This is a genomic window from Anaerocolumna sedimenticola (assembly GCF_009931695.1).
GTDB classification, from domain to species: domain Bacteria; phylum Bacillota; class Clostridia; order Lachnospirales; family Lachnospiraceae; genus Anaerocolumna; species Anaerocolumna sedimenticola.
Window position 1 is genome coordinate 2732454 of record NZ_CP048000.1, and the last position, 14953, is coordinate 2747406.

Below are 14953 nucleotides of genomic sequence, written 5' to 3' on the forward strand. Positions count from 1 at the left end.
CGGATACGAGGCTTTGGTAGAATAGTCGAATTAATCATTCTTCTAAATTAGTACCAGGAAGGACGGTATTAGTATATAAAAGCAAAACAGAAAGGAATAGATATGAAAAAAAAATCTTTAATTAATTTTTTGCTGGGATTAGTGATATCTTATACCATTGAGATATTGGTTATGACAATAACAATAGCATTTTCCGGGCAGGATTCCATTCCGGTTTTTATGATTATTGAGGCTTTTGGTTTAGCGGCATGCTGCGCTTTTATCGGAGCAGTTTTTTCTTCCGATAAGCTAAACTACTATTTACAGGTTATATTAACCTATATCTTCTCATTTATTGTCATAATACTATTTTCTCTTATGTTCCGGTGGTATGATCTGGGTCATGGTATGTTTAAGGGGAGGTCTTTTTTTGTAATTATAATAAGTTTGTTTACAATCGGATATATCATAATTTTGCTTCTTAAAGAGGTCATCCAAAGAAAAAGGGTTAAGCTGATAAATGAAAAATTAGCGGAATATAAAGAAAAAGAAAGTGAGGGAAAATAGTATGTCCTTAATACTGGAAGTAAAAGATTTAGTGAAAAGTTATAATGGAAAAGAAGTGCTTCACGGTATATCCTTTCAGGTGGAAAAGGGAGAAGTCTTTGCCCTCCTTGGTATTAACGGAGCCGGTAAATCAACAACATTGGAATGTTTGGAAGGATTAAAAAGGTACGAAAGCGGTAGTATACAATTTTTTAATAAAAACGGAAGTCAAAGTAAACTTCATAATAGGATCGGTATTCAATTACAATCCAGTGCACTGCCTGGTAATATTACAGTTTATGAAGCATACCGGCTATTTTGCCTGGCTAATAAGGTGAAAGCAGATAAGGAACTATTAGAACGGTTCGGCCTAAAAAATTTACTTTATAAACAATATTCTTCTTTATCAACAGGGCAGAAAAGGAGACTACATTTAGTTCTAGCACTGGTACACAATCCGGAAATTGTATTTTTAGATGAACCCACCGCAGGACTTGACGTAGAAGGCCAGGTTGCACTGCATGAAGAAATAAGTAAGCTAAAAGAATCCGGTAAAACCATCCTCCTGGCTTCTCATGATATGGCAGAAGTTGAAAAATTATGTAATCGGATTGCGATTATGAAAGAAGGAAAGATAGGTTATATCGGAAGTCCGGAGGAACTCATTCCGGCTTTTTCCGATACGGCGGAAATTGCCCTTAAGACAGAAGATTCTTATGAATTAGGAAATTTAAATTTCAGTAAATATCTTAAAAGAGATAATGGATATGATTATTATAAATCCAGTGTTTTATCCGATGCATTATTAGAACTTTTGCAATTTTATAAAGAGAACAATCAAAAAGTTCTGGACATTAAAATAAACCATGCAACGTTAGAAGAAAAGTTCATGGAATTTTCAAAGGAGGAGTTAGCCTGATGGAAGTGTTAACTTATTCAATTATCCTGCAATGGAAGCGGAATTTACGAAATAAAAATGTACTATTGGTTTATTATATAATTCCTTTAGGATTTTGGGCTTTTATGGGGGCAATTTTCTCTTCTGTAAATCCCGATATGAAAAGTATATTAATGGAGGTATTAACGGTTATTGCGGTATCCACAGGATCGTTGCTGGGTGTACCGGTATCTTTAAGCGAAGCCTATACCAGTGACATTAAAAAAGCCTATATTGCCGGAAATATAAAACTATGGATTGGAGTTATCAGTAACTTTATTTCAGCATTTTTACACTTAAGCATTGTCTGTGTTATTATATATTTTTTAACCCCTGTTACTTTTCATACGGAAGCGGTTGAAAATGTCTTACTTTATGTCATATCCCTTTTCCTGTTTTTGATTACTTCCATTTCCGTGGGATGTGTAATTGGATTATATGTTAAAGATCAGGGAAAACTGACAATCTATTCTCAGATAGTATATATGCCCTCCCTTATGTTATCAGGAATCATGTTTGATGCTGCAATCCTGCCGAAAGCATTTGTACTGGCAGGCAGGCTTCTTCCGGCAACCTGGGGTTTTGAAGCTATGAAAAGTGAGACACTCCATTTAATAAATATCTTTCCGTTATTTATTATTTTAGGGATTGCAATTCTTTTGATTGTTTTACGATTAATCAGGATAATGAAAGAATAAAATAATTCATAAAGGACGGAATTTCTTTTCTGGGGGCTGGTAACTTTTGGACGGATCATTTAATTTACGGATATACATAAAGCTGTTGTATTATTTATGAAATATCAACGGAATCAGTTCCCAATGGATTTCCGGTTATAAATATTACTAATCTTATTAAGAGTATGTATTACATATCAAGAATATATTTTTATGTCTTGACGTTACACAATGTGAAATGTTATAATCTGTGTAACGAATTGGTTTGACAGCTATAGAATAATTCAGTAGCTAACCGCATCAAGAGATAGAAAGGAAAAATATTTCATGGAGAAAGTGAAACTTACTACAAAAAAAGAATTGAGTATATACATGAATCCAGTCAGGCAGCAGCTGCTTCGCCAGTTGAATATTACCGATATTCCTATGACACCTAAAATGCTGGCCGATAAATTAAATATATCGGCCTCTGGGGTACAGCACCATATAAAAAAGCTTATGTCTTTAGGTTTAGTCGAATTAGATCATACCGAAATTATTAATGGTATTACGGCGAGTTTTTATAAGCCGACCTATGTGACAGTTCAGATCGGACTGGAAAAAGAAGATGATACAACACCTCAGAGAGAAGCACTGACTCAAAATTTAATATCCCAGGTTTATGATGGTTTTCAGTCTCAGAAAGAAAAAGTACTTAAAAAATATGCGGATGCAGATTTAGAATCTTTTAATCAATGGGGGGATATATTAACCGGTGTACTTTATTTAAAAAAAGAGGAATCCAAGGAACTTTTAAACATGATTTCGGAATATATCAGATTACATTCTTTACCTGGTGCAAAGCGGGCACCCTGGGAATTTGCCATTATTTTATACAATGCAAAGGAGAATCTGGATGACTAAACTTCAACAGACCCTGGTAACTATGAATAGCTTTTCCTTAGGAATCATACTTCCTGTTTTAAATCTGATTTTACTTCATCGAGGTGCAGATTTACAGACACTTCCTATTCTTATGGCAATCTATGCGGTTACGGTTCTTGTGTTTGAATTGCCCAGTGGAATCTGCGCGGATATGTATGGACGTAAAACCGTATTCTTAATATCCTGTGGCTTCCAGATGATTTCCCTGATACTACTTATTATGGCAAATAATATAGTGCTGCTGGTTTTGGTTGTAATCTTTAACGGCTTAAGCCGTGCATTTTCTTCCGGCAGTCTGGATGCATTAATCATCGACCAGGCTCTGGCTCTACACGGAGATTCCTGTTTATCAAAAGTAACATCACGTCTTGCTATATTAGAGGGAAGCGGCCTGGCAGCGGGAGGGATTGCCGGTGGTTTTATTTCATATCTAAATGGCTCCTATTACACTAACCTGACTCTTCGTTTAACATTTACAGCTGTTATTCTCATATTATGTTGTAGTAATATGAAAGAATCATCAGTACAGGCGGAGAAAGAGGAAGCTGCTTCCCTGCTTGCTCATTTTAAACAGGGAAAAGAGGTAATTCTTTCTTTCCCTTTCTTTCGGTACATTTTTATAGGGGTTTTTTGTGTGGGATTTTTTTTAATTACAATAGAAACCTATTGGCAGCCGGCATTTATGAATCTGTCATCTAAATCCGACAGAACCTGGGTACTTGGATTCATTACTTTTTTAGGATTTCTGGCTGTTGCTGCCGGAAATACGGTTTCACAGAAATTATTAGATAAATTTCATAAGGATCACCTGGGAATCTATTATATAAGCCGGTTTATTTTGGCTGTCTGTATTCTGATCTTTGCAGTTCAACAAAGCAGTATAGGTTTTATCGTAGGGTATGCGGGGGTATATTTCCTGTTGGGATTAGGTAATGTAGCAGAAAATACGTTAATGAATCAGTTCACGCCCAGTCATATGAGAGCCAGTCTGCTTTCACTAAGTTCTTTTATAGCCCAGGTTGGTGTAATGTGTGCTTCCATTTTCAGCAGTATCACGATTAACCGGCTGCATTTTAAAGGATTATGGCTGATAACCGGTTTACTGCTTGGGGGATATGTTATATTAACAGCAGCTGTTACCTATCTTAAGAGAACGTTATTAGTTAGTAAAGAGTTTAATGAGATAAAACAACAGGGCAATTGCTATAAAACAGAGGGAAGTTTACAAGCAGAAATTAATTTAATGGATGATACGGTTAATTTGCCGGAAGAAACAAAAGGTATGTCTGTGTAGTAATCCAGTGATCAAGACCGGGTAAGCTGGTCCTCCGGGAATTTTTAGTTAACTTCAGATTCCATATGCCCCGAATGTGTATTATGTATAAAATTATTATAATAGAAAAAGGCTGAATGGAAAAATTGACAAAGTATATAGTTGTGTTAAAATGGAAAATAATAGAAGATTGAAATGGATAACGAATCAAAGATTCGATATTCAGAAAAGAGGTAAAAATGGAACTATGTCCTGTTAATTCTAAAAACCGGCAGCAGGTGAATGACTTTATAATTTCCCATTGGTTTTCAACGGATATGGTAATAAGAGGAGAAATAGTGGATTTGGCGGTTGCGGATGGTTTTGCGGTATATGATATGGAAGAGCTGATTGGACTAATCACTTACAGAATATCTGAGGAGGAGTGTGAAATTACATCTTTTGACAGTCTGCGGGAAAATCAGGGAATTGGAACCAGCCTGATTAATAAAGTAAAGGAAGAAGCCCTAAAACATAACTGTAAAAAGATTAAATTAATTACAACCAATGATAATATGAATGCCCTTCGTTATTATCAGAAGCGTGGGTTTGATATGGTGCATCTCTATCCCAACGCATTAGATATATCAAGGCAATTAAAACCATCGATTCCCATGATAGGTGATTTTGGCATTCCTTTAAAACATGAAATCGAGTTTGAAATGATTTTGTAACTTTAAATTTAAATAGCTAAACCATATAAGTGTAAAATTAGCTTTTAGATAAGGTTTATCTGTATTACGAAGGTGATTCAAAATGATGGAGCCATTGTTTTGAATCACCTTTTTTTGTAGGAAGGTTTTTATAGATCCACCTGATATCTTTTTTTTACTAATAATCTTTCAGTTCTAAAATACGTAGTAATTGTATTTTTAAAGTATTTCAGTTAAAATGTATGAAGTATTAGTATTTTAAGATAAACGAATTAAAGGAATATTTATCATGGATAAAAATTTGCTTAAGGATTGTACCTTATGTCCAAGAAATTGCCATATAGACCGGACCATGGGACAGATAGGAGCATGCAGAGAGACTGAGGAGCTGGTGGTTGCAAGAGCTGCTTTGCACATGTGGGAAGAGCCCTGTATATCCGGTGAAAAAGGTTCGGGAACTGTATTCTTTTCCGGCTGTGCGCTGGGGTGTGTCTATTGTCAGAATCATAATATAGCAAAAGGTCTGGCTGGCAAAAGAATTACCATAGAACGTCTGTCAGATATATTTATGGAAATTCAGGATAAGAGGGCCAATAACATTAATCTGGTAACTCCAGGCCACTTTATACCCCAGATTATGGAAGTAATAGATTTAGCCAAAGCAAAAGGACTTCACCTGCCTATTGTCTATAACAGCAGCGGTTATGAAAAGGCAGAAACAATAAAATTGCTTAAGGGTTATGTAGATGTCTATTTACCGGATTTAAAATATAAGTCCGGTGAGATATCGAAAAAATACTCCAATGCGGAAAATTACTTTGAGTATGCCGCGGAAGCGATACAAGAGATGGTTCGTCAGACAGGAGAACCTGTCTTTGATGAAGATGGTATTATGGTAAGAGGCGTAATAGTAAGGCATTTAACCTTGCCGGGGTGCCTTAAGGATTCAAAAGATATTATGGAATACTTATACGAAACCTTTGGCAATCATATCTATATCAGTATTATGAATCAGTATACGCCGCTATCCAATGTAATACAATATCCTGAGATCAATCGGAAGATAACAGAAGAAGAATATGACGAATTAATCGATTATGCACTTTATTTGGGAGTGGAAAATGGTTTTATCCAGGAGGGAGAGACTGCATCGGAAAGTTTCATCCCGGAATTTAATGAAGAAGGAGTTTAACATGCCGGTATATAGAGAGAAAAACGGGGATAAAAAAATACCTGGGAAGAATAAAATACCTGGGATAATAAGATACCAGGGAAGAATAAAATACCTGGGAAGAATAAAATACCTGGGGATAATAAGATACCAGGGAAGTCTGAAGACAGAAAAAATCAAGTAGATAATAAACAAGCAAGAAACGATAAACCTCAGAAAGATGCAGATGTACAGAAAGAGAAAATTTCAGGTTATAAATTTAGTAATGGTAACATTTTAAGTAATAAGCAGGGAATACAAGCTAAGAATTGGAATAGTAGAACAGAAAAAAATAATCATATAAAGATAGAAGGCGAAAATCTAGATCATAATCAAGTTGGAATAAATAAAAATAGTAAAAATAAAAATTTTCATAAGAAAAACGATAATAATAAAAATGATAATAACAATAATCATAATAAAAAAAATGATAATAAAAATAAGAATAAATATGTAAATGGAAAAAGAAATCTTAATGATAAGCCAAAACTTAATAAAACTGATAAAAACCAGCAAAATTGTCCTGTAATAAATAAATGCGGCGGCTGTCAGTTACTGCACGTCAGTTATGAGCAGCAGCTCAAAACAAAGCAGAAACAGGTGGAGGGGCTGTTAAGTAAATTTGCAAGGGTAGAACCGATTATCGGCATGAACAACCCTTATCATTACCGTAATAAAGTACATGCGGTATTTGATCATGACAGGAAAGGCAATCCTATTTCAGGTGTCTACGAAGCAGGAACACATAGGGTAATTCCTGTTGAAAGCTGCCTGATAGAAGATGAGAAAGCGGATGAGATTATCGGAACAATCCGTGGAATGTTAAAATCATTTAAGATAAAAACCTATGATGAGGATACGGAATTTGGCTTACTTCGCCATGTGCTGATCCGTAAAGGATATCACAGCGGGGAGATTATGGTTGTTTTAGTACTATCCTCACCTGTTTTCCCCTCGAAAAATAATTTTACTAAAGCACTTTTAAAACAGCATCCCGAGATTACCACGATTGTATTAAATGTCAATAATAAAAAAACAAGTATGGTATTAGGAGAAAAGGAACAGGTTATATACGGAAAAGGTTTTATAGAAGATAGCTTATGCGGGAAGATATTCCGAATCTCGCCAAAATCATTTTACCAGGTAAATACAGTACAGACCGAAATTCTTTATAATAAAGCAATACAACTAGCTGGCTTGTCCGGTAAAGAAACCATTGTAGATGCATATTGCGGTATCGGCACCATAGGACTGATTGCCAGTGACCACGTAAACAAGGTCATAGGAGTAGAATTAAATCCGGATGCGGTAAAGGATGCTAAAACGAATGCTATAAGAAACAATATTAAGAATGTTGATTTCTATAATAAGGATGCCGGAGAATTTATGCGGCAGATGGCAGTACAGAATGAATGCGTAGAAGTAGTATTTATGGACCCGCCCAGAGCCGGAAGTGATGAGGTATTTTTAAATTCCGTTTGTACATTAGCACCACAGAAAGTTGTTTATATTTCCTGTAATCCTGTAACATTGGAAAGAGATTTAAAATACCTGGTTAAAAATAAGTATGAAGTGAAGCGTATTATACCTGTTGATATGTTCCCGGGGACGGAACATGTTGAGACGGTAGTATTGATAACAAGGGTAAAAGAGTGAGCGTGTGAAAAGCCTTGAAATAAGGGCTTTTTGGGTTTTGAGAGTAAAAATCATCTGTGCGAAAACCGTAAAAATATCGCTCCGTGGGAATAAGTCCACGGAGCGGATTTTTAAGCGTACAGAGCAGGTTAGATGTCATAGTCCGGTGAGTGTACAGGTTAGATGTCAGGTGCTCGTGACAGAGCAGGATAGACGTTTTTTGAAATTTTTGAGGTTGACAGAGCAGGTTGGATATTGAGTCATTATTAAGACTCTTGACGGCCCGAAATGCAGGCTGGGCATTATTTAGACTACTTAGCATTCGCTATCAGATATAAAAGGAGGTCACAAAATTATTATGGAATATAAGATTTTAAGTTTTCCCATAACTATGTCATTTGGCAATACTGAGAATACAGTTTATCCAACCTTGCTTTGGGATAAACAAAACATTATTCTTGTCGACTGCGGTTTTATCGGATCACTCCCCTACCTTGAAAAGGAGCTGCGGCGGCACGGATTGTCAGCAGAGCAAATAACCGGCCTTGTGCTGACTCATCATGATCATGACCATATGGGGGCGGCTGCCGCCCTTAAAAGGATAAACCCTCATGTGAAAATATATGCTTCTGCTGTAGAAGCGCCATTCATTTCCGCTCACGAAAAACCGTTGCGGTTGCGTCAAGCAGAAGAAATGCAGAAAACACTTCCGCCTGAGCAGCAGGATTTTGGTAAGGCATTTTGTGAAATGCTACGTCGGGTTGAGCCGGTACAGGTAGATGTTTTTCTGTGTGACGGAGAACGTATGGATTGGTGCGAAGGATGCAGGATTCTTGCGACGCCCGGTCATACACCCGGGCATATTTCGCTTCTTATGGAAAAGGACTCGATTGTTATAACTGGTGATGCAATTGCGCTGGAGGACGGTAAGCCTGTTATCGCAAACCCGCAGTTTACGTTGGACATTGAGCAGACTACAAAATCTATGGAGAAATTATTGTCACTTAAGGCAAAGGTTTATTATTGCTACCACGGAGGGACTCTTACTTTGACATTATAAAAATTTTGCAAAACAAACAAAAATACTTAATGACAATAAATCATTTAAATCATTTAAAATTAGGTTGACTCTTACACGGTGTCATAGTTTATAATGCATGTGGAGGAGATAACATGTACTACAAGGTAAAAGAGATTTCTGATATGTCAGGGGTAAGTGTCAGAATGTTACACTATTATGACAAAATTGGGTTGCTTAAACCGGGAAATGTATCACAAGCTGGATATAGATTATATACAACAGATGACATAAAAAAGCTCTCACAGATATTGTTTTATAAAGAACTGGATTTTTCTCTGGAGGAGATAAAAGAAATATTAGACTCCTCAAATGCTGACAAGTTGGAAGTGTTGAAAATGCAGCAACAAATCTTAACAAAAAAGCGAGAAAAAATAGATGCTTTAATGGGTGCTATTAATAAGTCAATTATTTCCTTCGAGCAAGGAGAGAATCCCAAAGGTCTAAATATCTTTACCTCATTGGATTTGGTTGAAATAAGCCGGAACAAGGATCAACTGAAAAAAGATTTAATGGTCCATCTATTCCCTCATGCAGATGAGGAGTGTGGCGTAAAAACATCAGGGTATTCCAAGGATGACTGGACAATTATCATGTCCAAAATGGAGGGCCTTCTAAATGAAATAGCCATAAGAATGGATAAAAGGCCGGAGAATCCAGAAATACAAGGGTTTATAGGAGAGTTTAAAGAGTTTATCAATTATAACCTTATTCGGTGCAATAATGACCTATTAAAACTATTGGGCGCTTTATATGTTGATAATCCGTTGTATAGAAACTATATGGAACAGTATGGAGAAAACTTTCCCGAATTCTTAAAAAGTGCAATCGATTTTTATGTAGGTGATTAACATGAAACACGTTGGAATTACTGATTCTTACAATAGGTTTTATTCTGCTTTGAATTTTGATAGAGCAGGGCTATTCGAGTTAATAAGAGATGAATACGGCTGCGGCACAGTATTATATCCCGGGTGCTCTATTCATATAACTCCTTCTTTCTATTTTCAGCATGTTGTTTATGTTGATATCAGCGAAACAGCGAAGGGGTTTTTTCAGGATAATCAAAATATATTGAGCATTGTAAACAGCAATAAAAAATATAAGCAGTCAGCGTATATTCAATTTATTCATAATGACTATACTAAGAAGCTTCCGGTGAGAGAAAACAACTATGATTTGCTGCTCTCAATCTATGCCGGAGGTATAACAAAATCCTGTAAGAAATATATAAAGCCTGGAGGAATTATTGTATCAAACAACCATCACAAAGATGCTCAGCAGGCTTTAGGGATTCATCTGTCAGACTGGAGGCACTGATCCGCAGAAAGGGAAATAAATACCGCATTGAAAATGGTATAGGTGAAAAAATGCTTAAAGCACTGCAGGAGCATAGTATGCCGTTAAAAAATATGAAGAATTCAAGTAGTGGGATGGAATATGTGGATAATGAATATTATTTTGTGTTTAGAAAGACATTTTAATATGGAGGGATAATCTTTGAAGATATTAGCATTTAACGGGAGTCCAAGAAAAGAGTGGAATACGGCAATTTTATTAAACAAAGCACTTGAAGGGGCAGCATCACAGGGCGCAGAGACAGAACTCATTCATCTTTATGATCTTAATTACAAAGGCTGTATCAGTTGCTTTGCTTGTAAAATGAAAGGTGGGAAAAGCTATGGCAAGTGTGCTGTTAAGGATGATTTAACTCCTATACTCAAGAGTATTGAGGAGGCAGATGGCATTATACTCGGCTCACCGGTATATTTTGGAACTGCTTCAGCTGAAATGAGAGCATTTATGGAAAGGCTGCTTTATCCATATGTAGTATATGAAGCAGAACCACCAGCTCTTTTGAAAAAAAGAATATATACAGGCTTTATTTATACTATGGGTGCTACTGAAAGCCAAATGTCACAATTAGGATATGAACAGCATTTTAAGTTTAGTGAGATGTTTATGGAGCATATTTTTGGTTCGTCGGAAACTTTACTTGTTACAGATACTTATCAATTTGATGATTATTCAAAATATGTATCAACATTATTTAATGCGGATGAAAAGGCGAGAAGGCGTGAAGAAGTATTCCCAATTGATTGTCAAAAGGCCTTTGAAATGGGGGCAAGGATTGCTAAACAAAGCAATATCTAAGACGGATACAATATAGAATATATAGTTTGGATGAAAGCAATATGCATGTTTAATGCGGAATAGAAATGCTTGAAATATCGGCAAACGTTATGGGGAAGCCAGATGTGATTTATCCTACAATAGTTTGGGATGATGAAGCTGTAATTATAATGTTAAATAAAAGATAATAAGCAGATTACTTTAAAGGATAAGCGATTTTATAAGTAAAATTCTCAAAATTTTAAGTCGAAAAGCAAATTAGAGCAAGGCCCTACAATCTATTTTGAAGGATGCCTTGCTTTTTTACTTTATTTTTCCACATCCACCGTCACGCCGGACTTGAATTCCACGGTGAATTTGTCCTCGCAGACGGTCACTTTTTCAATCAGCCGCCGGATAAGCGGCTCATTATATTCAGTAAAGGCGGTAGGCTGCTCCCGGAGGAATTCGCTCATATCGGCAATCCGTTTTCGCAGTTCATCTCGGTTGGCGTTTTCTACCTGTAATTTTTGCTTCTGGTCTCGCAGGTGATAGATTTCATCGGCAACATCCTCATAGTCGGCCTTGGAACTGGCGAGTTTTAATAGCTGTGCTTGTAATTCCTCCAGCCGCTTATCAATGTCAGCCAGGGTTTTGTCATTTTCCTTGCTTAAGACAGTGGTTATGTTGTTCTGCAGGGTGGTAAGGAAAGTATCCTTGCCGCTCAGGGTATCATTGATGGCGGTGACCAGTAACTGTTCGATGGTGCTCTCCGAGACTGTGCGGGCGTCGCAGAACAAGCCGGTGTTCTCCAGTCTGCTGACGCACCGCCAGACGATGGATTTCTTCCCACGGTTGTTCCAGTGGACCCTGCGGAATACCTCGCCGCAGTTGCCACAGATAATCATTTGTGCGAAGCAATGGTTACTGCTGTAACTGCGCTTTTTACCGTTCTTGCTGAGATGGACGCAGCGCCGTCTAATCAGTTCTTCCTGTACCTGCATGAAAATTTCACGAGGGATGATGGCCTCATGGCTGTTTTCCACATAGTATTGTGGAACAAGACCGTTGTTCTTGACCCGCTTTTTCGTGAGGAAATCAACTGTGTAAGTTTTCTGCAGCAGGGCATCCCCGATATATTTCTCGTTCCGCAAAATCTGGTTGATGTTGCTGGTATGCCACCTTTCCTTACCGGCACCGTTTAGGATGCCGTCAACTTCCAAGCCGCGGGCAATTTTCAGCATGCTGGCTCCCTCAAGGTATTCCCGGTAGATACGCTTTACAATTTCTGCTTCCTCGGGGACAATCACCAGGTGCTTATTCTCGTCCTTGGTATAGCCGAGGAAGCGGTTGCAGTTGACTTGTATTTCACCCTGCTGATAGCGGTACTGCAGACCCAGTTTCACGTTCTGACTTAAGGATTGGCTCTCCTGCTGGGCAAGGGACGCCATGATGGTGAGCATGACCTCACCTTTTGAATCCATAGAGTTGATATTCTCTTTTTCAAAGAATACCGGAATATTTTTTTCTTTCAGCTGGCGGATATATTTCAGGCAGTCCAGCGTGTTTCTGGCAAAGCGGCTGATAGATTTGGTAATGACCATATCGATGTGGCCTGCCATGCACTCATCAATCATACGGTTGAATTCCTCGCGCTTTTTGGTGTTGGTGCCGGAGATTCCGTCATCCGCATAGATACCCGCAAGTTCCCAGTCCGGATGGCCGTTTATGTAGGCCGTGTAGTGTTCAATTTGGGCCTCATAGCTGGTGGCCTGCTCATCGCTGTCGGTGGAAACGCGGCAGTAGGCTGCCACACGGAGCTTCGGCTTTTCTTCATCTTTATTTTTTCGGGCGTACTTCCTCGCAGGAATCACAGTTACATTCTTACTGACTTCCATCCTCATGCACCTCCATTTCTATCAAACTATAGGCGTATTCCGCCTGCTGGAACGGGTCGTCAAATTGCTGTTTTGCTTCTTCTGTATAAAAGGCAGTGGGAAAGACCACCTTGGTTTCTTCTTTTGGTTCTCGGATACGGCCCAGTTTCTCAGCCCGCTTGTTACGCTCGGCTTCAGCAGCCGCAAACGTGTCTGGGTCAATGATTGCAGGATAATACTCATTTCCAAGATAACAGGCATTCCGCAGCATCCTGCCGATACCGGCATGGAAGGATTTGATACCGGCTTTTTCGGCGGCAGTATCCAAAGAATCGCCGGACAGATAGGATTGGTATAGAATCTTTATCTGCTCGGCGGAGACCTTGTCTACCACGGCTTTCCCATTCTCAATCCGGTAGCCAAATGGTGTGTGGCCCATTTATTTCACCAGCCTTTCTTTCGGCGTAATGCCGCATTTTAACTCAAATCCTATTTCTGTCCTGGAATAAACAATAATCCGCTCCACAAAGCGTTTAAAAATATCCCCGTCAAAGCCTGTCAGCATCACCGCTTTTGAAGTGTAGTGCAGCAGCTCACTGACTTCGCTTAAGTGTTGGGTGTCGCTGTTTAAGAAGCGGACTAAGGATTCCTTCTGACGCTGCAGGCGTTCGGCCTCCTGCAGCAATTCATTGTTGCCCTTATTGTAAACGGCAGGCTCAAGGTATCCTTTGGTGAGAAGCCCCACCAGTACCTTTCGCTGTTCCGTGTTTTCTTCGAGTTTCTTATCAAGTTCACGGAGATTCACCAGACTATCATCGGAATTTATTCCGCGCAGACTCATAAGCAGCGGCTTGAGGACAGCTTCATGAGCGAAAATGAGCTTATTCATCATGGTGACGAATGCGTATTCAAAATCGGACTCTGAAATATATTTCATAGGACATTTTTTAATGTCCGCAATGTGAGTGGAACAGCACCATGCGGTGTATTTTCTGCCGCTCCCATGGATTCGGCGTTTGAATTTACCGCCACACTGACCGCAGATGATTTTACCGGAAAAAGGATAACGACTCTGGTATTTTTCGTTATACTTTACTACACCTTTTTCCTTGCCGCGCTGCTCGATGGCTATCTGTGCAGCTTCAAAATCTTCATGGCTGACAATAGCCTCATGATGATTTTTAATAAGGTACTGGTCTTTTTCACCGTGGTTGGTGTGGCGATTGAAGTGCTCATCGGTATAGGTCTTTTGAAAAATGGCGTCGCCGGTATATTTTTCGTTGCCGACCATCCCGCGAATGGTTGTTGCCGTCCAGCGCCCACCTTTCTTGGTAGGCACTTTGCGATGGTTCAGCTCATCCGCAATTTTATGGGTGCCTTTGCCTGACAAGATTTCAGCAAAGATGAACCGGACGATTTCAGCCTGGGATTCATTGACGACCATCCTCCCATCAACGGCATCGTAGCCATAAGGCGGATAGGAGATTTTGAAGGTGCCGTTTTGGAAGCGGCGCTTTACCGACCACTTGTTGTTTTCCGAGATGGAGACCGACTCGCTTTCGGCCAGTCCACTCAGGATTGACAGCATGAGTTCGCTTTCCATTGACCCGGTGTTAATGTTCTCCTTCTCGAAATAAATGAAAATACCAAGGTCAATCAGCTTCCTGACCAGTTCCAAACAGTCGGTGGTGTTTCGGGCAAATCTGCTGATAGACTTCGTAATTATAAAGTCAATTTTCTTATTCTCACAATCAGCAATCATCCGAAGCAGCTCCGGCCGTTTTTCCTTTTTAGTGCCAGTAATGCCCTCGTCATAATAAAGACCTGCAAACTCCCAATCGGGATTTGCATTGATGTAAGATTCATAGTGCTTTAATTGCGCCTGCAGGCTTTCCAGCTGTTCATCGCTGTCGGTGGAGACACGGCAGTAGGCCGCAACACGCAGCTTTTGCCGTTCGGTGAAATCAGCCGTATTTTGGGCGATTTTCGTTACCTTTTTCAAATTCTCACCTC

At 38.9% G+C, this 14953-nt stretch carries 16 protein-coding genes; 13 read left to right on the forward strand and 3 right to left on the reverse strand.

The window, feature by feature from the left end; translation table 11 throughout:
• Positions 1–102: 102 nt before the first annotated feature.
• The 13 genes from Ana3638_RS12050 to Ana3638_RS12110 all read left to right on the forward strand — a co-directional run bounded on the left by Ana3638_RS12050 (position 103) and on the right by Ana3638_RS12110 (position 11105).
• On the forward strand, positions 103–546 hold the full coding sequence (locus Ana3638_RS12050) for a DUF3021 family protein (protein WP_161838247.1): 444 nt from the start codon (positions 103–105) through the stop codon (positions 544–546).
• A gap of 1 nt (position 547) precedes the next feature.
• The gene (locus Ana3638_RS12055; RefSeq protein ID WP_161838248.1) at positions 548–1444 is read left to right on the forward strand and encodes an ABC transporter ATP-binding protein; all 897 of its coding nucleotides are present in this window, start codon (positions 548–550) and stop codon (positions 1442–1444) included.
• Positions 1444–2160 carry an ABC transporter permease gene (locus Ana3638_RS12060; protein ID WP_161838249.1) on the forward strand — a complete coding sequence of 239 codons (717 nt, stop codon included), beginning with the start codon at positions 1444–1446 and terminating at the stop codon, positions 2158–2160. Before Ana3638_RS12055 ends, Ana3638_RS12060 begins: the two co-directional genes overlap by 1 nt.
• A gap of 306 nt (positions 2161–2466) precedes the next feature.
• On the forward strand, positions 2467–3042 hold the full coding sequence (locus Ana3638_RS12065) for a winged helix-turn-helix domain-containing protein (protein WP_161838250.1): 576 nt from the start codon (positions 2467–2469) through the stop codon (positions 3040–3042).
• Complete coding sequence (locus Ana3638_RS12070; RefSeq protein WP_161838251.1) at positions 3035–4357, forward strand: MFS transporter; 1323 nt, start codon at positions 3035–3037, stop codon at positions 4355–4357. Before Ana3638_RS12065 ends, Ana3638_RS12070 begins: the two co-directional genes overlap by 8 nt.
• Before the next feature lie 218 nt (positions 4358–4575).
• Positions 4576–5049 (forward strand): GNAT family N-acetyltransferase, encoded by a 474-nt coding sequence (locus Ana3638_RS12075; protein ID WP_161838252.1) that lies wholly within the window; start codon positions 4576–4578, stop codon positions 5047–5049.
• Between the two features lie 268 nt (positions 5050–5317).
• Positions 5318–6220: a radical SAM protein gene (locus tag Ana3638_RS12080; protein ID WP_161838253.1), complete on the forward strand. Its 903-nt coding sequence runs from the start codon at positions 5318–5320 to the stop codon at positions 6218–6220.
• Between the two features lies 1 nt (position 6221).
• Positions 6222–6383 (forward strand): hypothetical protein, encoded by a 162-nt coding sequence (locus Ana3638_RS12085; protein ID WP_161838254.1) that lies wholly within the window; start codon positions 6222–6224, stop codon positions 6381–6383.
• Positions 6384–6493: 110 nt separating this feature from the next.
• Positions 6494–7894, forward strand: coding sequence for a 23S rRNA (uracil(1939)-C(5))-methyltransferase RlmD (gene rlmD, locus Ana3638_RS12090; RefSeq protein WP_408609521.1), 1401 nt, complete (start codon positions 6494–6496; stop codon positions 7892–7894).
• Between the two features lie 337 nt (positions 7895–8231).
• Positions 8232–8933, forward strand: coding sequence for an MBL fold metallo-hydrolase (locus Ana3638_RS12095; protein WP_161838255.1), 702 nt, complete (start codon positions 8232–8234; stop codon positions 8931–8933).
• A gap of 113 nt (positions 8934–9046) precedes the next feature.
• Entirely contained in the window at positions 9047–9802 is a 756-nt protein-coding gene (locus tag Ana3638_RS12100; RefSeq protein ID WP_161838256.1) for a MerR family transcriptional regulator, read from the forward strand.
• Between the two features lies 1 nt (position 9803).
• Positions 9804–10271: a class I SAM-dependent methyltransferase gene (locus tag Ana3638_RS12105; RefSeq protein WP_161838257.1), complete on the forward strand. Its 468-nt coding sequence runs from the start codon at positions 9804–9806 to the stop codon at positions 10269–10271.
• Between the two features lie 180 nt (positions 10272–10451).
• On the forward strand, positions 10452–11105 hold the full coding sequence (locus Ana3638_RS12110) for a flavodoxin family protein (protein WP_161838258.1): 654 nt from the start codon (positions 10452–10454) through the stop codon (positions 11103–11105).
• Positions 11106–11392: 287 nt separating this feature from the next.
• On the opposite strand, the gene Ana3638_RS12115 is transcribed toward Ana3638_RS12110, so the two are convergent.
• The 3 genes from Ana3638_RS12115 to Ana3638_RS12125 are packed head-to-tail and all read right to left on the reverse strand — an operon-like array spanning position 11393 to position 14942.
• A complete protein-coding gene (locus Ana3638_RS12115; protein WP_161838259.1) occupies positions 11393–12961 on the reverse strand; it encodes a recombinase family protein in 1569 nt (522 codons plus the stop codon).
• Entirely contained in the window at positions 12948–13379 is a 432-nt protein-coding gene (locus tag Ana3638_RS12120; protein ID WP_161838260.1) for a serine integrase family protein, read from the reverse strand. The genes Ana3638_RS12115 and Ana3638_RS12120 overlap by 14 nt, the downstream gene beginning before the upstream one ends.
• Positions 13380–14942, reverse strand: coding sequence for a recombinase family protein (locus Ana3638_RS12125; RefSeq protein WP_161838261.1), 1563 nt, complete (start codon positions 14940–14942; stop codon positions 13380–13382).
• Positions 14943–14953 lie beyond the last annotated feature (11 nt).

Bases quoted from the DNA above. Each gene is read 5' to 3' on its own strand.
- Ana3638_RS12055 (WP_161838248.1), top strand. From the start codon at position 548: ATGTCCTTAATACTGGAAGTAAAAGATTTAGTGAAAAGTTATAATGGA.
- Ana3638_RS12050 (WP_161838247.1), top strand. From the start codon at position 103: ATGAAAAAAAAATCTTTAATTAATTTTTTGCTGGGATTAGTGATATCT.
- Ana3638_RS12075 (WP_161838252.1), top strand. From the start codon at position 4,576: ATGGAACTATGTCCTGTTAATTCTAAAAACCGGCAGCAGGTGAATGAC.
- Ana3638_RS12080 (WP_161838253.1), top strand. From the start codon at position 5,318: ATGGATAAAAATTTGCTTAAGGATTGTACCTTATGTCCAAGAAATTGC.
- Ana3638_RS12100 (WP_161838256.1), top strand. From the start codon at position 9,047: ATGTACTACAAGGTAAAAGAGATTTCTGATATGTCAGGGGTAAGTGTC.
- Ana3638_RS12095 (WP_161838255.1), top strand. From the start codon at position 8,232: ATGGAATATAAGATTTTAAGTTTTCCCATAACTATGTCATTTGGCAAT.
- Ana3638_RS12085 (WP_161838254.1), top strand. From the start codon at position 6,222: ATGCCGGTATATAGAGAGAAAAACGGGGATAAAAAAATACCTGGGAAG.
- Ana3638_RS12070 (WP_161838251.1), top strand. From the start codon at position 3,035: ATGACTAAACTTCAACAGACCCTGGTAACTATGAATAGCTTTTCCTTA.
- Ana3638_RS12115 (WP_161838259.1), bottom strand. From the start codon at position 12,961: ATGGAAGTCAGTAAGAATGTAACTGTGATTCCTGCGAGGAAGTACGCC.
- Ana3638_RS12065 (WP_161838250.1), top strand. From the start codon at position 2,467: ATGGAGAAAGTGAAACTTACTACAAAAAAAGAATTGAGTATATACATG.
- Ana3638_RS12120 (WP_161838260.1), bottom strand. From the start codon at position 13,379: ATGGGCCACACACCATTTGGCTACCGGATTGAGAATGGGAAAGCCGTG.
- Ana3638_RS12105 (WP_161838257.1), top strand. From the start codon at position 9,804: ATGAAACACGTTGGAATTACTGATTCTTACAATAGGTTTTATTCTGCT.
- Ana3638_RS12060 (WP_161838249.1), top strand. From the start codon at position 1,444: ATGGAAGTGTTAACTTATTCAATTATCCTGCAATGGAAGCGGAATTTA.